The 25,644-nt window shown below is 66.9% G+C and carries 24 protein-coding genes; 9 read left to right on the top strand and 15 right to left on the bottom strand.

The window, feature by feature from the left end; translation table 11 throughout:
* The first annotated feature begins 149 nt into the window (after nucleotides 1-149).
* The 3 genes from AC1KVE_RS18100 to AC1KVE_RS18090 all read left to right on the top strand — a co-directional run bounded on the left by AC1KVE_RS18100 (nucleotide 150) and on the right by AC1KVE_RS18090 (nucleotide 3,920).
* Nucleotides 150-1,379, top strand: a complete 1,230-nt coding sequence (locus tag AC1KVE_RS18100; protein ID WP_237474929.1) for an acyltransferase family protein — start codon at nucleotides 150-152, stop codon at nucleotides 1,377-1,379.
* A 188-nt stretch (nucleotides 1,380-1,567) separates the two neighbouring features.
* Nucleotides 1,568-2,782 (top strand): acyltransferase family protein, encoded by a 1,215-nt coding sequence (locus AC1KVE_RS18095; RefSeq protein WP_481092463.1) that lies wholly within the window; start codon nucleotides 1,568-1,570, stop codon nucleotides 2,780-2,782.
* A gap of 100 nt (nucleotides 2,783-2,882) precedes the next feature.
* Complete coding sequence (locus AC1KVE_RS18090) at nucleotides 2,883-3,920, top strand: DUF1176 domain-containing protein (RefSeq protein ID WP_481092445.1); 1,038 nt, start codon at nucleotides 2,883-2,885, stop codon at nucleotides 3,918-3,920.
* Nucleotides 3,921-4,149: 229 nt separating this feature from the next.
* Here the strand turns inward: AC1KVE_RS18090 and recJ are convergent, their stop codons facing one another.
* The 7 genes from recJ to dapB all read right to left on the bottom strand — a co-directional run bounded on the left by recJ (nucleotide 4,150) and on the right by dapB (nucleotide 13,111).
* A complete protein-coding gene (recJ, locus tag AC1KVE_RS18085) occupies nucleotides 4,150-5,889 on the bottom strand; it encodes a single-stranded-DNA-specific exonuclease RecJ (protein WP_481092446.1) in 1,740 nt (579 codons plus the stop codon).
* A complete protein-coding gene (locus AC1KVE_RS18080; RefSeq protein WP_481092447.1) occupies nucleotides 5,886-6,806 on the bottom strand; it encodes a phosphoglycerate mutase in 921 nt (306 codons plus the stop codon). The genes recJ and AC1KVE_RS18080 overlap by 4 nt, the downstream gene beginning before the upstream one ends.
* 30 nt (nucleotides 6,807-6,836) lie before the next feature.
* A complete protein-coding gene (gene greA / locus AC1KVE_RS18075; RefSeq protein ID WP_024937720.1) occupies nucleotides 6,837-7,301 on the bottom strand; it encodes a transcription elongation factor GreA in 465 nt (154 codons plus the stop codon).
* Nucleotides 7,302-7,309: 8 nt separating this feature from the next.
* Nucleotides 7,310-10,552 (bottom strand): carbamoyl-phosphate synthase large subunit, encoded by a 3,243-nt coding sequence (gene carB, locus AC1KVE_RS18070; protein WP_024937721.1) that lies wholly within the window; start codon nucleotides 10,550-10,552, stop codon nucleotides 7,310-7,312.
* A 114-nt stretch (nucleotides 10,553-10,666) separates the two neighbouring features.
* On the bottom strand, nucleotides 10,667-11,023 hold the full coding sequence (locus AC1KVE_RS18065; protein ID WP_184551913.1) for a hypothetical protein: 357 nt from the start codon (nucleotides 11,021-11,023) through the stop codon (nucleotides 10,667-10,669).
* The gene (carA, locus tag AC1KVE_RS18060) at nucleotides 11,020-12,153 is read right to left on the bottom strand and encodes a glutamine-hydrolyzing carbamoyl-phosphate synthase small subunit (protein ID WP_024937723.1); all 1,134 of its coding nucleotides are present in this window, start codon (nucleotides 12,151-12,153) and stop codon (nucleotides 11,020-11,022) included. The genes AC1KVE_RS18065 and carA overlap by 4 nt, the downstream gene beginning before the upstream one ends.
* Nucleotides 12,154-12,394: 241 nt before the next feature.
* Nucleotides 12,395-13,111, bottom strand: coding sequence for a 4-hydroxy-tetrahydrodipicolinate reductase (dapB, locus tag AC1KVE_RS18055; protein WP_039521385.1), 717 nt, complete (start codon nucleotides 13,109-13,111; stop codon nucleotides 12,395-12,397).
* Between the two features lie 286 nt (nucleotides 13,112-13,397).
* Here dapB and AC1KVE_RS18050 point away from each other — a divergent pair, with 286 nt between their 5' ends.
* Nucleotides 13,398-13,523 (top strand): flagellar motor protein MotB, encoded by a 126-nt coding sequence (locus AC1KVE_RS18050; protein WP_481092448.1) that lies wholly within the window; start codon nucleotides 13,398-13,400, stop codon nucleotides 13,521-13,523.
* A gap of 25 nt (nucleotides 13,524-13,548) precedes the next feature.
* Here the strand turns inward: AC1KVE_RS18050 and AC1KVE_RS18045 are convergent, their stop codons facing one another.
* The 5 genes from AC1KVE_RS18045 to AC1KVE_RS18025 all read right to left on the bottom strand — a co-directional run bounded on the left by AC1KVE_RS18045 (nucleotide 13,549) and on the right by AC1KVE_RS18025 (nucleotide 17,987).
* Nucleotides 13,549-14,271: an MOSC domain-containing protein gene (locus AC1KVE_RS18045; RefSeq protein ID WP_481092449.1), complete on the bottom strand. Its 723-nt coding sequence runs from the start codon at nucleotides 14,269-14,271 to the stop codon at nucleotides 13,549-13,551.
* The gene (locus AC1KVE_RS18040; RefSeq protein WP_481092450.1) at nucleotides 14,268-15,470 is read right to left on the bottom strand and encodes an aminotransferase-like domain-containing protein; all 1,203 of its coding nucleotides are present in this window, start codon (nucleotides 15,468-15,470) and stop codon (nucleotides 14,268-14,270) included. The genes AC1KVE_RS18045 and AC1KVE_RS18040 overlap by 4 nt, the downstream gene beginning before the upstream one ends.
* 156 nt (nucleotides 15,471-15,626) lie before the next feature.
* Nucleotides 15,627-15,881: a DUF6587 family protein gene (locus AC1KVE_RS18035; RefSeq protein ID WP_016904924.1), complete on the bottom strand. Its 255-nt coding sequence runs from the start codon at nucleotides 15,879-15,881 to the stop codon at nucleotides 15,627-15,629.
* Nucleotide 15,882: 1 nt separating this feature from the next.
* Nucleotides 15,883-17,742 (bottom strand): ferrous iron transporter B, encoded by a 1,860-nt coding sequence (feoB, locus tag AC1KVE_RS18030; RefSeq protein ID WP_104589242.1) that lies wholly within the window; start codon nucleotides 17,740-17,742, stop codon nucleotides 15,883-15,885.
* Nucleotides 17,739-17,987 (bottom strand): FeoA family protein, encoded by a 249-nt coding sequence (locus AC1KVE_RS18025; protein WP_016904358.1) that lies wholly within the window; start codon nucleotides 17,985-17,987, stop codon nucleotides 17,739-17,741. Before AC1KVE_RS18025 ends, feoB begins: the two co-directional genes overlap by 4 nt.
* Nucleotides 17,988-18,103: 116 nt before the next feature.
* Here AC1KVE_RS18025 and AC1KVE_RS18020 point away from each other — a divergent pair, with 116 nt between their 5' ends.
* From AC1KVE_RS18020 to AC1KVE_RS18000, 5 genes are all read left to right on the top strand, one after another.
* Entirely contained in the window at nucleotides 18,104-18,901 is a 798-nt protein-coding gene (locus tag AC1KVE_RS18020) for an enoyl-CoA hydratase-related protein (protein WP_016904357.1), read from the top strand.
* Nucleotides 18,898-19,794 (top strand): hydroxymethylglutaryl-CoA lyase, encoded by an 897-nt coding sequence (locus tag AC1KVE_RS18015; protein WP_184455798.1) that lies wholly within the window; start codon nucleotides 18,898-18,900, stop codon nucleotides 19,792-19,794. The genes AC1KVE_RS18020 and AC1KVE_RS18015 overlap by 4 nt, the downstream gene beginning before the upstream one ends.
* 140 nt (nucleotides 19,795-19,934) lie before the next feature.
* Entirely contained in the window at nucleotides 19,935-20,705 is a 771-nt protein-coding gene (locus AC1KVE_RS18010) for an SDR family oxidoreductase (protein ID WP_104570108.1), read from the top strand.
* 114 nt (nucleotides 20,706-20,819) lie between these two features.
* Nucleotides 20,820-21,386, top strand: coding sequence for an elongation factor P-like protein YeiP (yeiP, locus tag AC1KVE_RS18005; RefSeq protein WP_016904354.1), 567 nt, complete (start codon nucleotides 20,820-20,822; stop codon nucleotides 21,384-21,386).
* Nucleotides 21,386-21,778, top strand: coding sequence for a hypothetical protein (locus tag AC1KVE_RS18000; protein WP_024937731.1), 393 nt, complete (start codon nucleotides 21,386-21,388; stop codon nucleotides 21,776-21,778). Before yeiP ends, AC1KVE_RS18000 begins: the two co-directional genes overlap by 1 nt.
* A 74-nt stretch (nucleotides 21,779-21,852) precedes the next feature.
* Here AC1KVE_RS18000 and AC1KVE_RS17995 read toward each other — a convergent pair whose 3' ends face one another.
* Genes AC1KVE_RS17995 through AC1KVE_RS17985 form a run of 3 tightly spaced genes read right to left on the bottom strand, consistent with a single transcriptional unit; the run spans nucleotide 21,853 to nucleotide 25,437 of the window.
* Nucleotides 21,853-23,688, bottom strand: a complete 1,836-nt coding sequence (locus tag AC1KVE_RS17995; protein WP_184455797.1) for a DUF7844 domain-containing protein — start codon at nucleotides 23,686-23,688, stop codon at nucleotides 21,853-21,855.
* The gene (locus tag AC1KVE_RS17990) at nucleotides 23,685-23,984 is read right to left on the bottom strand and encodes a DUF2388 domain-containing protein (protein ID WP_024937732.1); all 300 of its coding nucleotides are present in this window, start codon (nucleotides 23,982-23,984) and stop codon (nucleotides 23,685-23,687) included. Before AC1KVE_RS17990 ends, AC1KVE_RS17995 begins: the two co-directional genes overlap by 4 nt.
* Before the next feature lie 34 nt (nucleotides 23,985-24,018).
* Nucleotides 24,019-25,437, bottom strand: coding sequence for an FAD-binding oxidoreductase (locus AC1KVE_RS17985; protein WP_434983165.1), 1,419 nt, complete (start codon nucleotides 25,435-25,437; stop codon nucleotides 24,019-24,021).
* Between the last annotated feature and the right edge of the window lie 207 nt (nucleotides 25,438-25,644).

Below are 25,644 nucleotides of genomic sequence, written 5' to 3'. Positions count from 1 at the left end.
CGCTCCAGGATCGTGCGTGCCGGGTCGGTACTCATCCCCATATTCTAGGCTGGCGGCGCCGATCGTCACCCCACGGCGGAACCCATTCGTCCCTGAAGATCCCTGTTTCGTCCCTTCCCGCTGGTCGCCCGCTGCGTCATCTCGCGTAGTTGGGGCATATCATCCTTGGTGCAGGGCGGCCAATGCAAAGGCGTCACGATCTGGACTGGCTGCGCGTCATCGCCTTCGGCCTATTGGTGCTTTATCACGTCGGCATGTATTACGTGACCTGGGACTGGCACGTCAAAAGTTCCTCGACCCACCTGATGCTGGAGCCGGTCATGCTGCTCAGCAGCCCGTGGCGGATGTCGCTGCTGTTCCTGATTTCCGGTGTCGCCACCGCCTTCATGCTGAACAACAAGCCCGAGGGCTTGCTGTACCGACGTTCGCGTCAGCTGCTACTGCCGCTGCTGTTCGGTATGGCCGTGATCGTGCCACCACAGTCCTACTATCAAGTCGTCGAACAATTGCCCGGCGGCTACCGCCAGGGCTATCTGGCATTTTATGCCAAGTATCTGAGCGCCTACCAAGGGTTTTGTGGAGCCGATGGCGACTGCCTGCGCCTGCCCACCTGGAATCACCTGTGGTTTTTGCCCTACCTGTGGGCGTACACCCTGGTGGTGTGGCTGCTCTGGCGCCTGCTTCCTGCGGCAGCGAAGGTGCGTCTGTGCGCATGGGCTGCGCGCCCGCTCCAGGGCTGGGGTGCGTTACTGGTACCGCTGACGCTACTGGCGGTCGCACGGCTGGTGCTGGTGGCTCGCTTCCAGCAAACCAACTGGCTGTTCGATGACTGGTACAACCACGCGCAGTACCTGCTGGTCTTCCTAATCGGGGTGCTGATCGCGCCAATAGCCAGCATCTGGGAATCGTTACAGCGCCTGCGCTGGGTGGCACTGCTGCTGGCCTCTTGCAGCTATGCGCTGATGATCCACACCTGGTACTTCTCCATCTATGACGATGCTCACCCGGCACCCACCGCCCTGCGCCTGCTCTTGCGTGCCGTGTGGGCGGTAGAACAATGGTGCGCGATCGCCGCCATCCTGGGCTTCGCCTATCGTTTCCGTCATGCCGATGGTGCCGTACTGCGCTATCTCACTGCTGCAGTGTTTCCGGTATATGTCCTGCACCAGACGATCATCGTGGTACTGGCGCATTCCCTGAAGCCATTGGCGCTGCCGCAGCTAGCCGAGAGTGCGACGCTGATCGTCGCAACCGCTGTGCTGTGCTTGGCCAGCTATGAGGTCATTCGCAAGCAGCGCTGGCTGCGGCCGCTATTTGGCCTGCCGACGTTACCGGCGCCGCGCGCCGCAATTCCAATAAAGGGTGAAACTGAGGTCTAGCAATGTCAGACCTGGCTTCTGACTCGGGAATGCAGCCGCGCATCTTCGACAAAACCGCCCGCTTGCCGTCCCCGGTTCGTCCCTGTGGGACTGCAACTGGTCACTCGGGGACGGCATTGCCGCCCTTGGCGCAGCTGCTTGGGGCCTGCGTTGCCGAGGATGCGGGCATGCCTCCTGCCGACACCACCATGACCGAACGCCGTCACGATATCGATGCCTTGCGCGTCTTCGCCTTCGCACTGCTGATCCTCTACCACGTGGGCATGGCCTATGTGGCCGACTGGGATTTCCACCTCAAGAGCGTGCACACCGCGCAATGGCTGCAATGGCCGATGATCGTGCTCAACCGCTGGCGGATGCCGCTGTTGTTCATGATCTCCGGCATCGCGATCGGGCTGGCGCGGCAGCAGGCCAGGCCCTGGCATTTCGCCCTGCAACGCTGCGGGCGATTGCTGCCGCCGCTGTTGTTCGGCATGTTCGTGGTGGTCGCGGTGCAGGCCTATTGCCAGGGCGTGAGCAACGGCAAGGTCAGCCCGGGCTTCGGCAGCTTCCTGTTGCGCTACTGGCAGGTGCGGCCATGGCCGGCCGGCAGCTTCGATGGCTGGGAGCACGGCATCACCTGGAACCATCTGTGGTATCTGGCCTATCTGCTGCCCTACACCATCGCCTTGATGGCGCTGGTATCGCTGACCCGACCGCTGCGGTTGGCCGCGTGGCCGCGCTTACCCGCCGCGCTGGCGGTGCCGGCACTGCTGCTGTTGCCGATGCTGTGGGAAGCGTTCTGCGTGCTGTGGGTGATGCCGCGGCATCCGCCCACCCACGCGCTGTTTGGCGACTGGTTCGTGCACGCCGAATCGTTCCCGCTGTTCGTCCTGGGGTATCTGCTGGCACGCCGCGAACGCTTCTGGCAGCTGGCCGTACAACTGCGCTGGCTCACCTTGGGCACCGCACTGGTGGCGATCTGCACCGAACTGGGCATTCGCTATGCCAGCATCCAGGGGCAGACTGCGCACCTGGGTGCACCGCTGGCCGCGCTGCCGTGGGAGGCGATCGAACACAGCGCACGTGCCGCCTACACCTGGCTGGCGCTGCTGACGATTCTTGGCTGGGCCAGGCTTCGATTGAATCGCCCGTTCCGCTGGCTGCCGTACTGCACGGAGGCGGTGTTCCCGTGGTACATCCTGCACCAGAGCCTGATCATCGTGACGCTGTACTGGCTGATGCCGCTGCATCTGCATGCCTGGCTGGAGCCGGCGCTGGTGATCGCCGCCACCGTGATCGGCTGCCTGGCGTTGCATGAGTTTGCGATCCGCCGGGTGCGCTGGTTGCGTCCCTTGTTCGGATTGCGTGCACGCAGGCCGCGACCGGCGAGCAAGACCGACAGCGCGCCGGTGCCGTCATGAAAATGTTGCGCAGGCGTGTCCCGCTTCGGCATGCGACGTACTGGACGGCCCGTCGGCAGCAACGCAAGATGCCCGCCGGATACGCTCTTTCGAAGACACCATGCGCCCTACCCTGCTTGCCGCCACCTTGTTGCTCGCACCCGTCGCCGCCCTTGCCGATGCACCGGTCGGCATCGCCTTCGAGCACCAGGACTGGACCATCGCCTGCGACAACACCCGCACCTGCCGCGCCGCTGGCTATCAGCCGGATGACGACGGCAGCACGCCGGTGTCGGTCTTGCTGACGCGCAAGGCCGGTGCGGGGCAGCAGGTCACTGCTGAGTTGATGCTGGGCCAGTACGACGAGGTCAAGATGCCGGCATCGCTCACCTTGCGCATCGACCAGCGCGACCTGGGCAAGCTGGCATTGAATCGCGACAGCGGCACCGCACCGCTGACCAGCGCGCAGGTGACCGCACTGCTGGCCGCACTGACCCGCAGCAGCAAGATCGTGGCGCTCGGCAACGATGGTCGCCGCTGGCAGCTGTCCGACCGCGGCGCCGCAGCGGTGCTGCTGAAGATGGACGAGTTCCAGGGCCGGCTGGGCACGCGCGGCGCCCTGTTGCGCAAGGGCGATCGCGACGAGGCTGCAGTGCTGCCGGCTGTGCCCGCACCGCAGGTGCGAGCGGTCAAACTCGCAGCAACGCAAGCAGCCGATGCGCGCCTGGGCACGCTGCCGGCGTTGTACCAAGCGCTGCGTGCCAGCTTGCCGGCCGATGAGGAATGCAAGGGGCTGCAGGCTGGCGATGCAGCCGAGCCGCTGTCGGTCACCCGGCTCAGCGGCGACAAACTGCTGGTCTCGACCGACTGCTGGATGGGCGCCTACAACATCGGCACCGGTTTCTGGGTCATCAATGCACGTCCGCCGTTCGCGCCGACGTTGGTGACCACGCAAGCCAGCGATATCGACGGCTCCACCATCCTTGCATCGCAGAAGGGACGCGGCCTGGGTGACTGCTACAGCGAGTCCAGCTGGACCTGGGACGGCCGCCGTTTCGTGCCGACCTCCGAATCCACCTCGGGCCTGTGCAGATTGGTCGCCGCTGGCGGCGCGTGGGAATTGCCGACCTTGGTGACCGAGGTCAAGAAGGCGCCCTGACCGGGGCGAGGTCGTGCGAGCGCAGGTCTGCTTGCAGCACTGTCTTGCAAGACGCCTTGAGCGGCGAACGAAACCATCTTGCCGCCATCAGGCATGCGCCACTTGCGGCATGTACCACCACGTACATGCCGGCTGTGGGTGCGCCGCCCCGTGTAGAGCGGTTGATGTGAAGCCTGGCTGCAGGGCCGCGCTGTCGCCCCTACCAAAGCCGCGGTTGACAGCCGCGCGCTCAGCCCGTGACTGTCGCCGGCTCGCAGTGCTCGACGATCAACTGCACCGCGGTGCCGCCGCGATAGTCGTCGCTGACCAAGCGGTACGCCAGCCGCACCATGCGTGCCGGTTCGCTGCCGCGCCAGCCGTTGAAGTGGATGGCATTGAGCGGTTCGGCACGGCCGGCACAGCGCAGCGTGAGCTTGAGATGGCGTTCCTTGAGCAGGCGCCATTGCAGCACTTCGAACTGACCATCGAACAGCGGCTCGGGAAAGCCCTGCCCCCACGGCCCGGCCACGCGTAGCGCCTCGGCATGCAGGTGATCGAGTTCGTGCGCGGCCAGTTCGCCATCGCTATGCAACTCGGCATGCAGCAGCGAGGCGTCGACCATCGCCTGCACCTGGCGCTGGAATGCCTGTTCGAAGGTCGCCAGCGCGGCATGCTCCAGACTCAGCCCCGCGGCCATCGCATGCCCGCCGAACTTCTGGATCAGGCCCGGGTGGCGCGCATCCACTGCCGCCAGCACATCGCGGATATGCAGGCCGGGGATCGAGCGCGCCGAACCACGCAGCTGACTGCTGCCCGGCTCGGCCGGCGCCAATGCAATCACCGGGCGATGCAGGCGGTCCTTGAGCTTGGAGGCGACCAGGCCGATCACGCCCGGGTGCCAGTCGGCATCGAACAGGCACGCGGCGATCGGCAGCGCGCCATCGGCATCCAGCACCACTTTGGTGACGGACTGTTCGGCATCGTCGGTCATCAATTGCTGCACCGCGCGGCGCTCGGCGTTGATCTCTTCCAGCATGCCGGCGATCTCGCGCGCCCGGTTCCAGTCCTCGCTGAGCAGCAGCTCGATGCCCAGCGCCATGTCTTCCAGCCGGCCGGCTGCGTTGAGACGCGGGCCCAACGCAAATCCGATATCGCTGGCGCTCAGACGCGCCACGTCGCGGCCGCTGGCATCGATCAAGGCGCGCAGGCCGATGCAACCCTTGCCCTCGCGCAGGCGGCGCAGGCCGGCCGACACCAGCGCCCGGTTGTTGGTGTCCAGCGGCACCAGATCGGCGACGGTGCCGACTGCCACCAGGTCCAGCAATACCGACAGATCCGGCTCGGCGCGTTCGGCGAAGGCGCCGCGCGCGCGCAGCACACCGCGCAAGGCCATCAGCACATAGAAGATCACCCCGACCCCGGCCAGGGATTTGCTCGGGAAGCGATCGTTGGCCAGATTCGGATCGACGATCGCATCGGCCGGCGGCAATACCTCGCCAGGCAGGTGATGGTCGGTGACCAGCACCGTCCAGCCACGCGCCTTGGCCGCAGCCACGCCGGCGTGGCAGGCGATGCCGTGATCGACCGTGACCAGCAGATCCGGCTGCAATGCGGCCAGTTCCTCCACCAGTGCCGGCGACAGGCCGTAGCCATGCACCATGCGATTGGGTACCGCGTGATGCACATCCAGCGCGCCGAGCATGCGCAAGCCACGCACGCCGACCGCACAGGCGGTGGCGCCATCGCAGTCGAAATCGCCCACCACCAGGATGCGCCGTTGCCGGGCGATCGCATCGGCCAGCAACTCGGCGGCCACGTCACTGTTGTGCAGCAACTGCGGCGACAGCAACTGACCCAGGCGCGGCTGCGCGCCGTGGGTATCGGTGACGCCGCGCGCGGCATAGATGCGGCGCAGCAGCGGCAACATGGCATCGGGCCAGCTGCCGGCCTGCCCGGGCGGGCGCCGGACGATCCGCGGGGTGGAGGTCATTGCGCCAGCTGTGCCCGCGGCTTGCGCCAGAAACGCCAGCGTTGCGCATGCGTCAGCGACACGGTTTCGCCGTCCTGGAAATCCAGCACCAGCCGATCCAGTTCGCCACGTGCCATCGCCGCCAGCAGGGGCGCCACCGCATCGTCGCTGAACTGCTGCAGCGAGCGCAGATGGCGCAGGTCCACCAACGCATCCACGCGTTGTTCGCCCTGCGCATCGGCACCGGCCGCCAGCGCCAGCGCACGCAGCAGCGATTCGCGGCTGCGTACCTGACGGTGCGGCGAGCTCACCTCATGCGGCAGCACGCCGCCGCCCCAGAACCACAGCGAATTGATCGCCGGCTTGCCGCTGGCCACGCGGCCCTCGTTCCAGGGGTGCTGATGCAGCAGCACCTGCGCTTCGGTCAGCAAGGCGCGCCAGCGCCGGCCGATCTCGCCGGCCGGCAGATGCTCGAACAGGTCGTCGCCGATCGCCAGATCCGGTGGCGCAAATTCCGGCAATTTGGCATCCGGCGACAGCCGCAGGTACCAGCGCGCAGGCGTGGGCGCATCCAGCAGGAAGCCGGCATCGCCGAACATCGGCTTGAGGATGGGCAGCAACACCGCCAGGTCCTCGGCCGTGGGGCCGAGTGCCTCGCCGTAGCCCATCAAGCGCGCGCCCTGCATATCCGGCACCACATAGGCCGGATCGGCACGCACCCAGGTCGCACCCGCCGCATCGCCGGCATCGAGCTGGCGGGTCAACGCAGCCACCGGCCAGTGCGCAGGCGTCAGCGTGAAGTGGCGCTGCAGCTGCGCCACTTCGCCGGGCTCGGCACCGTGCTGGTCGGCACGCGCCAGTGCGCGTGCCACCGGCGTGTCGCCCAGTTCACCGGGCAGGCGGCGTTTTTCCGGCAGCAGCAGCGTGGCGGTGGTCATCGGGCGGTGGCGTCGTTCAATCCCGGCCCGTCAGTCCAGATAGGCAACGCTGACCACTTCGTACTCGCGCTGGCCGGCCGGCGCATCGATGGTGACCGAGTCGCCTTCCAGCTTGCCGATCAACGCACGCGCCAGCGGCGAGGAGATCGCGATCATGCCCAGCTTGATGTCCGCTTCCAGATCGCCAACGATCTGGTAGCGCTTTTCTTCGTCGGTCTCGGTGTCGGCCAGCGTCACCGTGGCACCGAACACAATCTTGGTGCCGGCCGACAGCTTGGTGATGTCGATGATCTCGGCATGCGAGAGCTCGCCTTCCAGCTGCTTGATGCGGCCTTCGATGAAGCTCTGCTGCTCGCGTGCGGCGTGGTACTCGGCGTTTTCCTTCAGATCGCCGTGCGCGCGCGCTTCGGCGATCGCGTTGATCACCGCCGGACGCTTGACCGACTTCAGCTGGTCCAGCTCTTCGCGCAGACGCTGCGCGCCCTTTGCCGTCATGGGTGCTCTCATGCTTCCAGCTCCTTGTGCAGTTCCTGCAGCGACCACACAGGGCCGGTGCCGCGGAATTCCAGCGAATGCACCAGCGCCTTGGCGCCGGCAACAGTGGTCGAATAGGTCACGCGATGCTGCAACGCTTCACGCCGGATCGAGAACGAGTCGGAGATGGCGGCGCGACCTTCGGTGGTGTTGACGATATACACGATCTCGCCGTTCTTGATCGAATCGACGATATGCGGGCGCCCTTCGGCGACCTTGTTGACGATCTCGCAGCTCAGCCCGTTCTGCTGCAGCCAGGCACCGGTGCCGCGCGTGGCGACCAGCGTATAGCCACGCTCCACCAGCGCCTGCGCCACCGGCAACACGCGCTGCTTGTCCGGATCGCGCACCGACACGAACGCCTTGCCCACCGGCGGGGCCTTGATGCCGCCGGCCTCCTGCGCGCGTGCGAACGCGGCGCTGAAGCTGCGGCCCACGCCCATCACCTCACCGGTGGAGCGCATCTCCGGCCCGAGGATCGGGTCCACGCCCTGGAACTTGGCGAACGGGAAGATCGCCTCCTTCACCGAGTAATAGCCCGGCACGATTTCCTTGGTGGCGCCCTGCTCGGCCAGCGTCTTGCCGGCCATGCAGCGCGCGGCGATCTTGGCCAGCGGCATGCCGATCGCCTTGGACACGAACGGCACGGTGCGCGAGGCACGCGGATTCACTTCCAGCAGGAACACCACATCGTCGCCGGCCTCGTTCACCTGCACCGCGAACTGGGTATTCATCAGGCCGACCACGTTCAGGCCTTCGGCCAGCATCACCACCTGACGGCGCAGCTCGGCCTGGGTCTTGGGCGAGAGCGAGTACGGCGGCAGCGAGCAGGACGAATCGCCCGAATGCACGCCAGCCTCTTCGATGTGTTCCATCAGCCCGCCGATCAGCACGTTGCCGTCCTTGTCGGCAATGATGTCCACGTCCACTTCCACCGCGTTGTCGAGGAAGCGGTCCAGCAGCACCGGCGAATCGTTGGAGACCTTGACCGCGTCACGCACATAGCGCGCCAGGTCGGATTCGCCGTAGACGATTTCCATCGCGCGGCCGCCCAGCACGTAGCTCGGGCGCACCACCAGCGGATAGCCGATTTCGCGCGCCAGCACCAGCGCTTCCTCGGCATTGCGGGCAATGCGGTTCGGCGGCTGCTTCAGGCCCAGCTTGTCGACCAGTTGCTGGAACCGCTCGCGGTCTTCGGCCAGATCGATCGAATCGGGCGAGGTGCCGATCACCGGCACGCCGTTGGCTTCCAGCGCGCGCGCCAGCTTCAGCGGGGTCTGGCCGCCGTACTGCACGATCACGCCCTTGGGTTTTTCCAGCTCGACGATTTCCAGCACGTCTTCCAGCGTCAGCGGCTCGAAGTAGAGACGGTCGGAAGTGTCGTAGTCGGTGGACACGGTCTCCGGGTTGCAGTTGACCATGATGGTCTCGTAGCCGTCATCGCGCAGCGCCAGCGCCGCATGCACGCAGCAGTAGTCGAACTCGATGCCCTGGCCGATGCGGTTGGGGCCACCGCCCAGGATCATGATCTTGTCGCGGTCGGTCGGCAGCGCCTCGCACTCGTCCTCGTAGGTCGAATACAGATACGCGGTGCTGGTGGCGAATTCGGCGGCGCAGGAATCCACGCGCTTGTAGACCGGGCGCACCTTGAGCGCGCGACGCAGCGTGCGCACCGACTCTTCGTTGGTGCCGGTCAACTCGGCCAGCCGCGCGTCGGAGAAACCGGCGCGCTTGAGCGTGCGCAGACGCGCCGCATCCAGTGCCGGCATGCCGTCATCGGCCAGTTGCTGTTCGTGGCTGATCAGTTCTTCGATCTGGTCCAGGAACCACGGGTCGATGAACGACAGCGCGTAGACATCGGCCACGCTCATGCCGGCGCGGAACGCATCGGCGACATAGAACAGACGCTCCGGGCCCGGCGCCTTGAGCTCGCGCTTGAGCGCGGCGATATCGTCTTCGCTGCTCAGATCCAGGCCGGTCGGGTCCAGCCCGATCTTGCCGGTTTCCAGGCCACGCAGCGCCTTCTGCAGCGATTCCTGGAAGGTGCGGCCCATTGCCATCACCTCGCCCACCGACTTCATCTGGGTGGTCAGGCGCGCATCGGCCTGCGGGAATTTTTCGAACGCAAAGCGCGGGATCTTGGTGACCACGTAGTCGATCGACGGCTCGAACGAGGCCGGGGTCAGGCCACCGGTGATCTCGTTCTTCAATTCGTCCAGCGTGTAGCCCACCGCCAGCTTGGCGGCGACCTTGGCGATCGGGAAACCGGTGGCCTTGGACGCCAGCGCCGAGGAGCGCGACACGCGCGGGTTCATCTCGATCACCACCACGCGGCCGGTGGTCGGGCTGATGCCGAACTGCACGTTGGAGCCGCCGGTATCCACACCGATCTTGCGCAGCACTGCGATCGAGGCATCGCGCAGGCGCTGGTACTCCTTGTCGGTCAGCGTCTGCGCCGGCGCCACGGTGATCGAGTCGCCGGTATGCACGCCCATCGGATCGAGGTTTTCGATCGCGCAGACGATGATGCAGTTGTCCGCGGTGTCGCGGACCACTTCCATCTCGAATTCCTTCCAGCCCAGCACCGATTCTTCCACCAGCACCTCGGTGGTCGGTGACAGTTCCAGGCCACGGCCGACGATCTCGATCAGCTCTTCGCGGTTGTAGGCGATGCCGCCGCCGCTGCCGCCCAGGGTGAAGCTGGGACGGATGATGGTCGGGTAGCCGACCCGGGTCTGGATATCCAGCGCCTCTTCCAGCGTGTGCGCCACTTCGGCGCGGGGGCAATCCAGGCCGATCTCGCCCATCGCCACGCGGAACAGCTCGCGGTCTTCGGCCATGCGGATGGCTTCGCGCTTGGCACCGATCAGCTCGACGTTGTACTTCTCCAGCACGCCGTGGTCGGCCAGATCCAGCGCGCAGTTCAGCGCGGTCTGCCCGCCCATGGTCGGCAGCAGGGCATCGGGCTTTTCCTTGGCGATGATCTTCTCGACCGTCTGCCAGTTGATCGGCTCGATGTACACCGCATCGGCCATGTCCGGGTCGGTCATGATCGTGGCCGGATTGCTGTTGACCAGCACCACGCGATAGCCCTCGTCGCGCAGCGCCTTGCACGCCTGCGCGCCGGAGTAATCGAACTCGCAGGCCTGGCCGATGACGATCGGGCCGGCGCCGATGATCAGGATGGTTTTTAGGTCGGTGCGCTTTGGCATTTCTTTACTCGATTAGGAACATGCGGCGAGCCGCAGGTGCGGAAGAGTGGCCGCGGCGATCGCATCGCGACGCGGCGTGATAGTGCATCGGCTCGGCAGAGCCGAATGCCGGGTTCATCCGGCAGATCCATAGCCGAGGGCGCGCAGGGTGTGCTGCATCCATTGATACAGCCCGAAGGACGCGGCAAAGCTGCCCAGGATCAGCAGCCAGCCGATCCCGGAGGTCTTGCCCCAACGGCGTACCTTGTCCGGGTCGGTGTTCTGCATGCGGTGGTGAAAGGATCCTCCTCCAGCCACATAGCCGACACCGAAAACGAAGCACATCGGCACCAGCAAGGCCAGCTTCATGCCGCCGTGCAGCGTGATCGACTGTGCGCCAGCGCGTGCCTGCTCCAGCGGCATCCACACGCCCCAATATGTCAGCGCAACGCCCATCAGCACGATCAGCACACCCATCAAACGAGCGCTCATGCGCGCTTGGCATCCTTGGCCATCAACTCCACGAACCGGTCGAACAACGGCCCCACATCGCGCGGGCCCGGCGAGGCTTCCGGGTGGCCCTGGAACGAGAACGCCGGTGCGTCGGTCAGCGCGATGCCCTGATTGGTGCCATCGAACAGCGACCGATGGGTCACCCGGACATTGGCCGGCAGCGTGCTTTCGTCGACCGCAAAGCCATGGTTCTGCGAGGTGATCATCACCCGTCCGCCGTCCAGATCCTGCACCGGATGGTTGGCGCCGTGATGGCCGGTGGTCATCTTGACCGTGCTGGCGCCGGCGGCCAGCGCCAGCAGCTGATGGCCCAGACAGATGCCGAAGGTGGGCACCTGCCTGGCGATCAGTTCCTGGATGGCGCTGATGGCGTAATCGCAGGGCTCCGGGTCGCCCGGGCCGTTGGACAGGAACACGCCGTCCGGATTCATCGCCAGCACCTCGGCCACCGGCGTGCGTGCCGGCACCACGGTGACGTCGCACCCACGGTCGGCCAGCATGCGCAGGATGTTGAGCTTGACGCCGTAATCGTAAGCAACAACCTTGTGCTTCAGCTCGGCGCGCACGAAGGTGTCGGAATTCAGATCCAGCGAGCCTTCCTGCCAGCTGTAACTGGTCTCGGTGGAAACCACCTTGGCCAGGTCCATGCCCTTCAGGCCGGGGAAACTGCGCGCGGCTTCCAGCGCCTTGGCGACATCGATCTCGCCGGCCATCAGTGCACCGTTCTGTGCGCCCTTCTGCCGCAACAGGCGGGTCAGCTTGCGGGTGTCGATGCCGGAAATGGCCACCACACCGCGGGCCTGCAGCCACTCCGGCAGTGCGACTTCGCTGCGCCAGCTGCTGGGGCGACGCGGCACGTCACGCACGATCAGGCCGGCGGCCCAGATCTTGCTGGCCTCGTCATCCTGATCGGTAAAGCCGGTGTTGCCGATATGCGGATAGGTCAGCGTGACCATCTGGCGGGCGTAGGAGGGATCGGTCAGGACTTCCTGGTAACCGGTCATGGCGGTGTTGAACACCACTTCGCCGACGGAAAGCCCGTTGGCGCCTACGGATTCGCCCTCGAACACGGTGCCGTCTTCGAGGACAAGGATTGCGGGTTGGGTCACGTGGGGGTCTCGCTCTGGCTGCCTGGGACTCCGATGCGCTTCCGGCCAAATTCCGGTTGCAGCAAAGCGCGGACGCGGTGCTGAGGACCGGTCCGACGCTGGTTCGGGCAAGCGAGAATTGTAAAGGCAAGTGCCCCGGCATGCCAGCCTGGAGAACACCGGTCGCCGCGGTGGCATCGCAATGGCGGGATGAATGCGCCACCGCGATCATTTGCCATTACATGCGCGGCGAAGCGCCGGCTTACAGCACCAGATCGCGCACGCGATAGCTGCCGGCCGGCTTGCCGAGCAATCGCTTGGCCGCATGCAGGGCACCGCGCGCGAAGATGTCGCGGTTGGTGGCGCGGTGCACCAGCTCCACCCGCTCGCCCAGCCCGGTGAACTGCACCGTGTGCTCGCCGACGATGTCGCCTGCGCGCAGGCTGGCAAAGCGCGGCTGCGCGCCGCTGCCGGTGGCCGCCTCCCCCAGCGTCAGTGCGGTCCCGGAGGGTGCGTCCTGCTTGTGTACGTGATGCGCTTCGACGATGTCGCAATCCCAGCCCGGCAGGCTGCCGGCGGCACGCTCCACCAGTTCGGTCAGCACCGCAACGCCCAGGCTGAAGTTGGACGCCCACACCAATGGGATCTGTTGCGCGGCCTCCAGCAACGCAGCGCGCTGCGCCTCATCCAGACCGGTGGTGCCGGACACCAGCGGTTTGCCGCGCTGTGCGCACAGCGCCAGGATCGGTGCAAAGCCCTGCGGCAGGCTGAAGTCGATTGCCACATCGAAGGCCGGCGCACCGCCGAGTTCGCTGGCGGCAAAGTACGGCACGCCGTCCACCACGCGTTGCGACGGCGAGCGCCCCACTACCGCACCGACGACGTGCAGCGCCTCGTCTTCGGCAGCCAGGCGCAGCAACGCCTTGCCCATCCGCCCGGAGGCGCCGTGGATCAGAACTTTCACAGGAGACGGTGTCATGGCGGCAGGCCTAGCTGGGCGATGGGGTTGTACAAGATAGCTGGGAATCGGGAATCGGGAATCGTAAAAGCTGGGATTGGGGAGCCGGGATTGGGGAGTCGTTAAAGCCGGGAATCGGGATCAGGAACTCGTGAGAGCGGATGCGGGTGTGCGCGTTTTATGTGCTGTGGCGCTTGGGCTTGGTGGCGTCCGTGGGGTGCGCGTGGTGGTTGGCATACAACGTCGCAAGCGGCCATGGATTGGTAAGGGCTGCGCCACTGTACGTCGGTAAGGACGATGAGGACGCATGGCACACGGCCATCATGGCGGCGCCTGGAAGGTGGCGTTTGCCGACTTCGTGACCGCGATTCCCCAATCCCGACTCCCGAATCCCAAATCTCAGCCCTGCAGCTGGCGCGGCCGCGGCCTTTGATCTCGCGCGATGGTGTTGGCGGCTCTCAGTCGCCTGCGCCTTGCAGGCGCTTGCTCCAGCTCTCTATTTCGCGGCGTTGCAGGCGGCGTTGGAACAGCGCCTGCCATGACGGTACCAGCGGCAGTTGCAGCACCTCGGTGATGGCGGCGACGTCGACATCGCGCGCATACAGCAGCTGTTGCAGGCGCGACAGCGTCCATTGCGAATGCGGTCGCTGCTGCAGTGTCAGCATGTCGCCGGCCGAAACGTCGCCGGGCTGCAGCACGCGGTAATACCAGCCGGTGCGGCCGGTGTCCTGGACGCGGCGCGCCATGTCGCGCAGGCCGAAACGGTCGGACAGCTTCCAGCATGGCTGACGCAGCTGCGAGACCTCCACCACTGCCGTACCCAATGCAAAGCGATCGCCCAGGCAGACCTCGGCTTCGGTAAGGCCGAGGCTGCTCAGGTTCTCGCCGAATGCGCCGGCCGTCTCCAGCAATGCCTGCGCACCGAGCTCGGCCTGCCAGGCGGCGTAGTGATCGCGTGGATAGTGATGGATCGCCTTGTCCGGCCCGCCATGCACACGCCGGTCGCCCTGCTCGTCGCCGTGCAGACCGTCGGGACCGACGTGCACCCTGCCGTCCACCGCCCGCTTGTCGATCGCGCTGCGGCTACCGGGCCGGGTGAAGTCGCGTGCGATGCCGATCGCAACGCTGTCGATGGTGATCGCAAGCGCAGGCGCCTGCACGCCAGCGGTCTGCGTGCTCACGCGCCCTGTCCGGGCAATTCGGCCAGCGCCTCGCGCAGCACCTCGCCCAGGACCTGGATGCCGGCGTCGATCCTGTCGCCGGGCACGGTGACAAACGACAGCCGCCAGGTATTGACCTGCGGCAAGGTGGCGTAGAACGGCGCGCCCGGCACGAACGCGACATTGCGCACGATCGCACGCGCCAGCAGCGCGGTGCCGTCCAGCCCGGGTGGCAGGGTCACCCACAGGAACATGCCGCCTTCGGGGCGATTCCATAGCACCTGGGGCGGGAAATGCCGATCCAGTGCCTCCAGCATCAGGCTGCATTGACGCGCATACAGCGCGCGGATCTGCGGAATATGCGTGTCCAGGAAATCGTCCTGCAACGTCTGGTGGACCACGCGCTGGGTGAACGAGGGCGTATGCAGATCGGCCGCCTGCTTGGCCTGGATCAGCTTGCCCAACACCGCTTCGGGCGCGACCACGTAGCCCAGCCGCAACCCGGGCGCAAGCACCTTGGAGAACGAGCCCATGTAGATCACGCCCTCCGGGTTGAGCGACAGCAGGCTCGGCAGCGGCTGGCCGCTGTAATACAGCTCGCCATACGGGTCGTCTTCGACGATCGGCACGCCCGCCTCCGCCGCCCGCGCCACCAGGGCCTGACGGCGCGCCAGCGGCAGCCGGCGACCGGTGGGGTTCTGGAAGTTCGGCAGGCAATACAGAAAGCGCGCATCGGCCAGCACTGCAGGATCCAGCGCGTCCACCACCACTCCGTCCTCGTCCGAGGGCATGCCGACAAAGCTCGGCTGGAACAGCGAGAACGCCTGCAGCGCGCCCAGGTAGCTTGGCGTTTCCACCAGCACCTTGCTGCCTTCGTCGATGAAGACCTTGCCGAGCAGGTCCAAGCCCTGCTGCGAGCCGGTGGTGATCAACACCTGGCTGGGCCGAATGCTGGCGCCGTCGCGGCTCAGGCGTGTGGCCACCCATTCGCGCAGCGGCGCATAGCCTTCGGTGGGGCCGTATTGCAGCGCGGCCTGCGGCGCATCGCGCAGCACCTGATCGCTGGCCGCGCGCATGCGCTCCACCGGAAAGGTGGCCGGCGACGGCAGCCCGCCGGCGAAAGAAATCACCTCCGGCCGCTCGGTCACCTTGAGGATTTCGCGAATCGCCGAACTGGTCAGCGCCTGCGCACGTCGGGAGATCTGGAAAGAGGTCGTCATCGCGCAAGCATAGCGAAGGCCCACGGCCGACGCGCTGTGCACTGCAGCGTCGACGACGCAACCCGCCCAGTGGCGGTATCGCCGCTGCGCCGACCATCGCCACGCGTCACGACACACGCCTGGGTCGCGGTGGCGCTACCGAAGAACTGCGGTGTGTCAGTGACGACGTGGCGGGGTCGGCCCGCAGCTGTCGCAGCCACCGCAGGCCGCGGCGTTCTGCGCGGCCGGCGGCGCCACGCGGCGGCCCAGCGCCCGCATCCACGCAGGCCGCCCATCGCGCAGCAGGCCGATCGCCACTGCGCCGCGCAGACGCCGCAGCGTGCCGGGAAATTGCTTCTTCATCACCACCCACAGGCTGAGCAACACCGCCAGCGCGATGACAACGTATTGCAGCGTGAGCGACAGATCCACTTCAGCCGGCTCCCAGCAGCACGGCCAGCTGGTAGGTCACCAGCGAGGCCAGGTAGGCCAGCGCGAACAGGTACACCGCGCTGACCGTCATCTGCTTCCACGAGTTGGTTTCGCGCTTGATCGTGGCCAGCGTGGAGATGCACATCGGCGCGTAGATGTACCAGACCAGCAGCGACAGCGCGGTGGCCAGCGACCAGCCATCGCTGATCAGCGGCGACAAGGCCTGCGCGGCGGCATCGTCGTCGGCAGCCGACAGCGCGTACACGGTCGCCAGCGAGGCCACCGCCACTTCGCGCGCGGCCAGGCCGGGGATCAGCGCGATGCAGATCTGCCAGTTGAAGCCCAGCGGCGCGAAGAAGACCGCCATCGCATGGCCGATGCGCCCGGCGAAGCTGTAATCGATCGCCGGCAAGGTGGCGTCGGCCGGCGCGGCCGGGAACGACAGCAGGAACCACAGCAGGATGGTCAGGGCCAGAATGATGCCGCCGACGCGCTTGAGGAAGATCAGCGCACGCTCCCACAGCCCCAGCGCCAGGTCGGGCAGATGCGGCAGGCGGTACGACGGCAACTCCAGCATCAGTGGATGCTCGCTCTTGTCGCGGCGCCACTTCTTCATCGTCCACGACACCAGCAGCGCACTGACGATGGCCGCGGCATACAACCCGAACAGGATCAGGCCCTGCTGGTTGAAGATGCCCCACACGGTCTTCTGCGGGATGAAGGCGCCGATCAGCAAGGCATACACCGGCAGGCGCGCCGAACACGTCATCAATGGCGCGACCATGATGGTGGCGAGCCGGTCGCGCGGGTCCTGGATGCTGCGTGTGGACATGATGCCCGGCACCGCGCAGGCAAAGCTCGACAGCAACGGAATGAACGAGCGCCCGGACAAGCCGGCGGCAGACATCATGCGGTCGAGCAGGAAGGCCGCGCGCGGCAGGTAGCCGGACTCCTCCAGCGCCAGGATGAAGGCGAACAGGATCAAAATCTGCGGCAGGAAGATCACCACCCCGCCCAGGCCGGCGATGATGCCGTCCTTGAGCAGGCTGTTGAGCGGGCCTTCCGGCAAGGTGGCGCCGACCCACTCGCCCAGTGCCGAGGTGCCGCCGTCGATCAGGTCCATCACCGGCGTGGCCCAGGCATACACCGCCTGGAAGATCAGGAACATCACGACCGCCAGCGTGACCAGGCCCCAGAGCGGGTGCAGCAGCCAGCGGTCCAGCGCATCGTCCACCCGCGAGGTGCGGGTCGGCATGCTGACGGCCGCACTCAGGATCTGCCGCACCTGGGCGTGATAGTTGCCATCGGCCGGCGGCGCGGCGCTGGGGGCGACCAGGCGCGCGGCCTGCGTATCGAGCCGCTCGACCAGCGCCTTGGCACCGCCGCGGCGTACCGCCACGGTTTCCACCACCGGCACCCCGAGCGCCTGTTCCAGCGCCGGCAGGTCGATGACGATGCCGCGTCGTTGCGCGGCGTCGACCATATTCAAGGCCACGATCATCGGCCGGCCCAGCTCGCGCAACTCCAGCGCAAAGCGCAGGTGCAGGCGCAGGTTGGTCGCATCCATCACGCAGACCAGCACGTCCGGTGCCGGTTCGCCGGGGTAGAAGCCACGGCACAGGTCGCGGGTGATCGCCTCGTCCAGGCTGGCCGGCTGCAGGCTATAGGCGCCGGGCAGATCCAGCACCGCGAAGTCGCGCCCGGATGGCGCACGGAACTGCCCTTCCTTGCGTTCGACGGTGACGCCGGTGTAGTTGGCGACCTTCTGCCGGCTGCCGGTCAGCTGATTGAACAGTGCGGTCTTGCCGCTGTTGGGATTGCCCACCAGCGCCAGCCGCAACGGGACGCTCGCCGCGCTCATGCCTGTGCTCCATCGACGCGCACCTGCACGCGTGCGGCCTCGCTGCGGCGCAGGGCGAACCGGGTGTAACCGACCTGTACCAGCAGTGGTTCGCGCCCGACCGGCCCGGTCGCCAGCACCGTGACTTCTTCGCCGGCGACAAAACCCAGTTCGCGCAGACGCCGGGCGATCGTGTCGTTGGGGAGGCGATCCTCCACGGAATCCACGATGGCGGCGCGATGCAAGGGCATGTCGGACAGCGTCACAAAGACGGCCTGATTGTTAGGAATGGTTCTCAATTCTAGCATCGACGCACCGCGTCATGGCTCAGCCGACCCGTGCCGCTATCATGGTTCGCATCCCATTCATGGACGTTGACGCAATGCAGGACACCGGCTTGATCGTGGAGGACCAGGGAGCGGTCCGCACGTTGCGACTGCACCGCCCGGCGGTGCACAACGCCTTCGATGCGACCTTGATCGGCGCGCTCACCGACGCCTTGCAGCAGGCCGGCCGGGCAGCGCAGATCCGCGTCGTCGTGATCACCGGTGCCGGCGCTGCGTTCTCTGCGGGCGCCGACCTGAACTGGATGCGCGGCATGGCCGGTGCCAGCGAGGCCGACAACGCGGCCGATGCGCTCGCCCTGGCGCGCCTGATGCGCACGCTGGACGAACTGCCCAAGCCGACCATCGCGCGCGTCAACGGCGCAGCGTTTGGCGGCGGCGTGGGCCTGGTGGCGTGCTGCGATATCGCCATCGGCTGCACCGAGGCACGCTTCGGGCTGACCGAGAGCAAGCTCGGCCTGCTGCCGGCGGTGATTTCACCGTATGTGATCGCCGCGATCGGCGCGCGCCAGGCACGGCGCTGGTTCGCCACTGCCGAGATCTTCGATGCGGCCACCGCGCAGCTGCTGGGCCTGTTGCATCAACTGGTCGCCGCCGACCAATTGGATATCGCGGTGGAGCGCCAGGTCCGCCTGTTGCTGGCGGCCGCCCCATTGGCCGCGGCCAGCGCCAAGGCGCTGGTGCGCGCGGTGCTGCCACCGATCGACCGCGACGCCATCGACGCTGCCAATGCCGCGTGGATCGCGCGCCTGCGCGTTTCCCCGGAAGGCCAGGAAGGCCTGGGCGCCTTCCTCGACAAGCGCAGCCCGGCCTGGGTGCCGGAGGGCGCGGCGTGAGCGACTTCGTCCGCATTGTCGAGGTCGGCCCGCGCGATGGCCTGCAGAACGAAGCGGCACCGATCGCCACCGCCGACAAGATCGCCTTGATCGATCAACTCTCCGCGACCGGGCTGCGCAGCATCGAGGCGACCAGCTTCGTCAGCCCGCGCTGGGTGCCGCAGCTGGCCGATGCGGCCGAGGTGTTCGCCGGCATCACCCAGGCGCCGGGCATCGCCTATCCGGTGCTGGTGCCGAACCTGCAGGGCTATGCGCGCGCACGCGCCGCCGGTGCACAGGAGGTGGCGGTGTTCACCGCGGCGTCGGAGGCCTTCAATCGCACCAACACCAACGCCGGCATCGACGAATCGATCGCGCGCTTTCGGCCGATCCTGGAACAGGCCGCGCTCGACGGCGTGCGCGTGCGTGGTTATGTCTCCACCGTACTGGGCTGCCCGTATCAGGGCGGGGTGCCGGTGGCCGATGTGGTCGATGTCACGCAACGGCTGTACGCACTGGGCTGCTACGAGATTTCGCTGGGCGACACCATCGGCGTCGGCACCCCGGCCAAGGCACGCCAGATGCTTGCTGCGGTGGCGCAGGCGGTCCCGATGCCGGCATTGGCCGTGCACTTCCACGACACCTACGGCCAGGCGCTGGCCAACATCGCCGCCTGTCTGGAGCAAGGCGTGCGCGTGGTCGATGCGGCGGTGTCCGGTGCCGGCGGCTGCCCCTACGCCAAGGGCGCCAGCGGCAATGTGGCCAGCGAAGATGTGGTGTATCTGCTGCATGGGCTGGGCATGTCGACCGGCATCGACCTGCCTGCCCTCGCCCGTACCGGCCGCTGGCTGGCGCAGTTACTGGGCCGCGAGACCGGCAGCAAGGTCGGCAAGGCCTTGGCGGCGGCCGGCTGAGATTTCAGTCCCGCACGCTGCCGCACCCGCACATCTTCCAGGGCGGTCACACGGACGCTTCGGCTAGAATCGCCGGCTGCGTCGTCACCCGTTCGCCTGCCGGCATCCACCGGCTTCCAGGATTTTCAAGGAACCACCGCATGCAGTCTTCTTCTGTTCTTGCCATCGTCACCGGCGGCGTTTCCGGCCTGGGCCTGGCCGTGGCGCAGCGCATCGTGGCCGACGGCGGCAAGGTCGCCCTGTTCGACGTCAACGCCGACAAGGCCGAGGCGGCGCTGGCGCTGCTCGGTGACGGCAACGCGCAGTATTTCGCCACCGACGTCACCGACGAGGCGCAGGTCGCCGCCAACGTGGCGCAGGCCGCGCAGGCGCTGGGCGGGCTCAACCTGGCGGTGAACTGCGCCGGCATCCTGGGCTCGGGCCGCGTGCTCGGCAAGGAAGCGCCAATGCCGCTGGCGACCTTCCGCACCACCGTGCTGGTCAACCTGGTCGGCAGCTTCAATGTCGCCAAGGCCGCAGCCGATGTGATGCAGCACAACAGCGCCGGCGACGATGGCGAGCGCGGCGTGATCATCAACACCGCGTCGGTGGCCGCCTACGAAGGCCAGATCGGCCAGGCCGCCTATGCCGCCAGCAAGGGGGGCGTGGTCGGCATGACCTTGCCGATGGCGCGCGAGCTGGCCCGCTTCGGCATCCGCGTGATGACGATCGCACCGGGCGTGTTCTGGACCCCGATGGTGGACGGCATGCCGGAGGCGGTGCAGCAATCGCTGGCCGCGGCGATCCCGTTCCCCTCGCGCCTGGGCCAACCCGACGAATACGCCGACACCGTCGCCTTCATCCTGCGCAATCGCTATCTCAATGGCGACGTGATTCGCCTGGACGGCGGCGTGCGGTTGGCGCCGAAGTAGCGGGGATTGGTGCGTCGGGATTGGGGATTCGTAACAGCACTACTGCCCTGCCCGCCCGCTCCAGCTCTGCTTTGCCAATCCCTAATCCCAAATCACCAATCCCTGACTCATTCCATGAAAGCTAACGACATCAAGAAAGGCAACGTCGTCGAATACAACGGCGGCATTTACCAGATCCGCGACATCGAGCGCAGCTCGCCGCAGGGCCGCGGTGGCAACGTGCGCTTCCGCTTCATCATGTACAGCGTGCCCGGTGGCGCCAAGCTGGACGCCAGCTTCGACGCCGACGACAACCTGCCGGAAGTGGAGTTGCTGCGTCGCCTGTCGACGTTCTCGTACAAGGATGGCGAGGCGTTCGTGTTCATGGACGACGAGGATTTCACCCCGTATACGCTGGATGCGGACGTGATCGGCACCGATGCCGGCTACATCATCGACGGGCTGACCGGCATCTACGTGCAGGTGATCGACGACCAGCCGGTGGCCGTGCAACTGCCGCAGACGGTGACGCTGGAAGTGGTCGAAACCCCGCCCGAACTCAAGGGCGGCACCGCCACCAAGCGGCCCAAGCCGGCCAAGCTCAATACCGGCCTGGAAATCATGGTGCCCGAGTACATCACCAACGGTGAGCGCGTGCTGGTCAACACCACCACCGGCGAATTCGCGGGCCGCGCCGACTGATGCGCAAGCTGGTCGTTGTGGTGACGCTGGGGCTGCTGGGCGCCTGCACGGCGCAACCAGCCCCGGCGCCGACAGCCACGCCCGCACCTGCGCCGGTGGCCTGCACCGATGCCAAGGTGGACGAGGAGTGGCTGCAACATCCGCCCGGCCTGTGCGGCATGCCGGAGGACGTACGCACGCTGGTGGAGGATTACGACACCTGCGAGCACTTCGCGGGCGAGGACCCGTACGACGCCGATCGTCGCCACGAGATCGAAGTGGCGATCGCGCAATTCTGCACGCCCGCACCGGCACGGCTTGCAAAGCTGATGCAGCAGTACCGCAACAACGCGCAGGTCAGCGACTGGCTGCGCAAGTATTCGGTGCAGGCGGATCTGCAACCGGCTGGCTGAGGTGCGCCGGCTGGTGTGACAGGTGCCAGCTGGTGCAATGCGTCGTCCCTGGCCGGAGCACCGGGAACTGGGACTTACCGCTGCAGGCGTTTGTCGGCAGCCGCATCACCGCGCGCTAGCTCGCGCAGGCGTGCGCGCAGGCGCTGCACATTCGCCTCGCCCTGCTCCAATCCAGTGCGGACGTCGGCCGGCAGTTGCTGCCGCCCCAGCGCCTGCAGTTGTTTCCAGCCGTCGACCAGTACGCCGGTTTCCTGCACCACGCGCGCGCTCAGGTCCTGCCGCTCGTCTGCTTGCGGCAGTCCGTAGCCGGCGCTGCCCAACAGCGTGGCCGGATGACTGAGCCGGGCCTGCCGCGCGAACAGCGACTGCAGCTGACCCTGCACCGAGTCACGCCCGGCCGCGCCGGGTGTCAGCAGGCGCTTGAGCGCATCGCGTGCCAGCAATTCCTGGCGGCGCAACGCGGCCTGTTCCAGCAACAACGCTGCAGCGGTCTCGCGCAGACCGCCGCGGTCGAACCACTGCGCACGCGCGTCCGCGCGCGCGTCCAGCCATTGCTCCACGCTGGTCTGCGGCACCGGCAGGCCGCGGCGGATCACCTCGAACATGGTCTGGTAATGCGCTGCCGCCGACTCGAAGTAATAGCCCTGGCGAATCGCCTGCGCAGGGTCGTCCAGCACCTGCATGTCGGCGATGCCGGCGCGCTGCAAGCGCTGCCTCACGCCGCGCGGGGTGATCGACGACAGCCGTGCCGCGGCCAGCCGCGGCACGCCGTCGTGCAGGAGCTTGAAGGTCTCCACCGCGCAGTTGTTGCCGATGAAGTAGTAGCGGCCGTCGTAACTCCAATGCACCTGCGCGGCGCGTGCGAGCAGCGCGGCGATCTCCCCGCGCGTCAGTGTCAGCGGCACCGACGACAGCGCGCGCAGCTCCACCTTGGTGTATTCGTCCACGACTTGATTCAACGGCAATACGAACAGCCGCGAGGGATACGAACCGGTCAGCCCGCGCCAGCTGGAAATCTGCACATCGCCGACGAAGGCGCGGAACGACAGCACGCGGTGATACTGCAGATCCAGACGGCAATCGGGACCGGGCGCGCGGCCAGGGGCACAGATCACCAGACGCAGCATGCTGTGGCCCCAGCGGCTCATCGGCTGCGCATTGCCCTCGGCCAGCAGGTAGTCCACCGCGTACACACGCGCTGGATCCAGTGCCAGCAGCGACATCGCGCCGGCATCGTTATCGGCCTGCAGGTACGGTAGCGTCGTCTCGCAATGGGTTGCACCGGGCATGCCACCGACCCGCTCGGCGAACCAGGCCGCCAGCGCCGGACGCCGGCAGTGATAATCGGCATCGAGCACGTAGTGTTCGAGATTCACCGCGACGAATTCGGCTGGGCTGCGCCGCTCGTAATCGTCGGGGCTGCGATCGCTGAACCGGTTTGCGCCACGCCCGATCCGCCAGGGACGCACCTGCCAGCCGGCCAGATCGCGCAGCCGCGGGTCGCGCGACAAGCCGCCGTGCGCACCGCGGTCCAGCACATGCGCCAGTTCATGCACCACGGCGGCCATTGCCGCGCGCGTGGCCGGTGCCTCGGGGTCGGTCTGCGTAGCTGTCGCCTGCACGCTCCAGGCATCCAGCAGGTCGCGATCGAGCAGGATGCGCCGGCCGATCGCGCGGCCATGCACGTGTGCCGGCAAATCCGTGCGCCACTGCAGCTGGATCGGTGCGTCGATGCGCTGCATCCAGGCCGGCGGCAGACGCTGCGCCACCTGTTCCACCAACGCGTGCGCGGCGTCGATCTGCGCCGCAGACAGGCCCTGCGGATCGACATCGATGCGTAATTCGGCCTGCGCCGCCGGTGCGATCGCTGCGGCCAGCCACAGCCACCAGCACCGGCGAGGAGAACTCACTGGGCCAGGATGGACTGCGCCAGCTCCAGGTCGCTGGACAGCCGCGCCGCATCGCTACGGCTGCGCAACTGCAGCAGCGCCGCTTCCAGCCGTGCGCCGCGGATCGCGCCATCGCTGGCGACGAAGCCGGCGGCATCTTCGCGTGCGTCGGCCACCACCTTGTCGTCGCCGGAACTGCTGCCGGAGGAATTGGACGAACCGGCCGACGATGCACCCGCCGAGGTTCCGGCCAGGCTGGATGCGAAGGCCGCCAGCGGCAGCAGCGTCAAAGCGCAAAACACGAGGGAGCGCATCATTGGCGTATCGATTCCATGTGAAGGTGGTGAAAGACTAACCGGCACGCGTGGCGGCAGGCGCGTCGTCCATCTCGAACAGCTTGCCGGGATTCAGCAAAAGATGAGGATCGAGCACATGTTTGATCCCGCGCATCAAGGCGATCTCCTCGGCCGAGCGCGTGCTCCACAGATAGGCCTTCTTGACCAGGCCGATGCCGTGTTCGGCAGAGATGCTGCCGCCAAAACGCTGCAAGGCCTGCGCCAGCAACTTGGTCACCTGATCGCAGGCCGCCACGAAATCGGCCTGGCTGGTGTCGTCGGGCTTGAGCACGTTGATATGCAGGTTGCCGTCGCCGATATGGCCGAACCACACCACATCGAAATGCGGATACGCATCGTGCAGCAACGCCTGGGTTTCGGCCAGGAACGCCGGCATCGCCGAGATGCGCACCGACACGTCGTTCTTGTACGGCGTGTAGCGCGCCAGCGCTTCGGTGATGCCTTCGCGCAGCCGCCACAGTTGCGCGGCCTGCGCATCGCTCTGGCTGATCACCCCGTCGCTGACCCAGCCCTGCTCCATGCAGGTCTCGAATGCCGCCATCGCTGCGGCTTCCTGCGCCTCGTCGCCAGCAGCGAATTCGGTGACCACGTAATACGGATGCACTTGCGCAAACGGCGCCTGCGCGCCGTGCGCCAGCACGTGTTCGAGCGCGCGGTCGGTGAAGAACTCGAATGCCTCCAGCCGCAGCTGCGCGCGGAACGCGGCAAACACCTGCATCAACACCTCGAATGAAGGCAGCGCCAGCAGCATCACGTTGCTGGGCGGCGGCGGCTCGGTCAGTCGCAATGTCGCTTCGACCACCACGCCGAGCGTGCCTTCGGAGCCGATCATCAGATGGCGGAAATCGTAGCCGCTGGAATTCTTCACCAGCGCGTTGTTGAGCTCCAGCAGTTCGCCGGCACCGGTGACCACCTTCAGGCCGGCAACCCAGTCGCGGGTATTGCCGTAGCGGATCACGCGGATGCCGCCGGCATTGGTGGCGATATTGCCGCCGATCGAACACGAGCCGCGCGCGGCGAAATCCACCGGATACAACAGACCATGCTCGCGCGCGGCATTGTGCACCGCTTCCAGCGGCATGCCGGCCTGGACGGTGAGCGTGCGATCCACCGCATTGAACTCCAGCGGCTTGTTCAGGCGCTCCAGGCTCAGCACCAGCTCGCCGTTGGCAGCCACCGCACCGCCGGACAAGCCGGTGCGCCCGCCCGAAGGCACCACCGCAACCGCGTTCGCATTGGCCCAGCGCAGCACCGCCTGCACCTCGTCCACCGAACCGGGCAAGGCGATCGCCAGCGGGTTGGGCGTCCAGCGCCGCGTCCAGTCGCGGCCGTAGTGTTCCAGGTCGGCCGGCTCGGTCTTCAAACGCAACGCGGGCACGGCCTGTTGCAACGAAAGGATGCGGGGATCGGTCATGGCACACGGCGCTGCAGTAGGAACCGCACAGCGTGCCAGTGCGCGCCGGCCTCGTCCAGTTGCACGACATGGCGCCGCCGCGGCGTTGGATTCAGCTGAAACCGTTGCACCACAAGGACTTTGCCTGCGCAAACACTGCGTTGCGGGCGCCCCATCGCGCGGCCCATCTGGCATAGTTGCCGACCCGATTGCTGCAATGCGCTCCCC

The organism is Xanthomonas sp. NCPPB 2864, assembly GCF_056675615.1.
Note: the sequence above shows the minus strand (reverse complement) of the source record. Positions and strands in the feature narration are given on the sequence as shown.

Bases quoted from the DNA above. Each gene is read 5' to 3' on its own strand.
- AC1KVE_RS18000 (WP_024937731.1), top strand. From the start codon at position 21,386: ATGCGCAAGCTGGTCGTTGTGGTGACGCTGGGGCTGCTGGGCGCCTGC.
- AC1KVE_RS18050 (WP_481092448.1), top strand. From the start codon at position 13,398: ATGGCACACGGCCATCATGGCGGCGCCTGGAAGGTGGCGTTTGCCGAC.
- yeiP (WP_016904354.1), top strand. From the start codon at position 20,820: ATGAAAGCTAACGACATCAAGAAAGGCAACGTCGTCGAATACAACGGC.
- AC1KVE_RS18020 (WP_016904357.1), top strand. From the start codon at position 18,104: ATGCAGGACACCGGCTTGATCGTGGAGGACCAGGGAGCGGTCCGCACG.
- carB (WP_024937721.1), bottom strand. From the start codon at position 10,552: ATGCCAAAGCGCACCGACCTAAAAACCATCCTGATCATCGGCGCCGGC.
- greA (WP_024937720.1), bottom strand. From the start codon at position 7,301: ATGACGGCAAAGGGCGCGCAGCGTCTGCGCGAAGAGCTGGACCAGCTG.
- AC1KVE_RS18095 (WP_481092463.1), top strand. From the start codon at position 1,568: ATGACCGAACGCCGTCACGATATCGATGCCTTGCGCGTCTTCGCCTTC.
- AC1KVE_RS18090 (WP_481092445.1), top strand. From the start codon at position 2,883: ATGCGCCCTACCCTGCTTGCCGCCACCTTGTTGCTCGCACCCGTCGCC.
- AC1KVE_RS17990 (WP_024937732.1), bottom strand. From the start codon at position 23,984: ATGATGCGCTCCCTCGTGTTTTGCGCTTTGACGCTGCTGCCGCTGGCG.
- AC1KVE_RS18065 (WP_184551913.1), bottom strand. From the start codon at position 11,023: ATGAGCGCTCGTTTGATGGGTGTGCTGATCGTGCTGATGGGCGTTGCG.
- AC1KVE_RS18080 (WP_481092447.1), bottom strand. From the start codon at position 6,806: ATGACCACCGCCACGCTGCTGCTGCCGGAAAAACGCCGCCTGCCCGGT.
- dapB (WP_039521385.1), bottom strand. From the start codon at position 13,111: ATGACACCGTCTCCTGTGAAAGTTCTGATCCACGGCGCCTCCGGGCGG.
- AC1KVE_RS17985 (WP_434983165.1), bottom strand. From the start codon at position 25,437: ATGACCGATCCCCGCATCCTTTCGTTGCAACAGGCCGTGCCCGCGTTG.
- recJ (WP_481092446.1), bottom strand. From the start codon at position 5,889: ATGACCTCCACCCCGCGGATCGTCCGGCGCCCGCCCGGGCAGGCCGGC.
- AC1KVE_RS18040 (WP_481092450.1), bottom strand. From the start codon at position 15,470: ATGACGACCTCTTTCCAGATCTCCCGACGTGCGCAGGCGCTGACCAGT.
- feoB (WP_104589242.1), bottom strand. From the start codon at position 17,742: ATGAGCGCGGCGAGCGTCCCGTTGCGGCTGGCGCTGGTGGGCAATCCC.
- AC1KVE_RS18010 (WP_104570108.1), top strand. From the start codon at position 19,935: ATGCAGTCTTCTTCTGTTCTTGCCATCGTCACCGGCGGCGTTTCCGGC.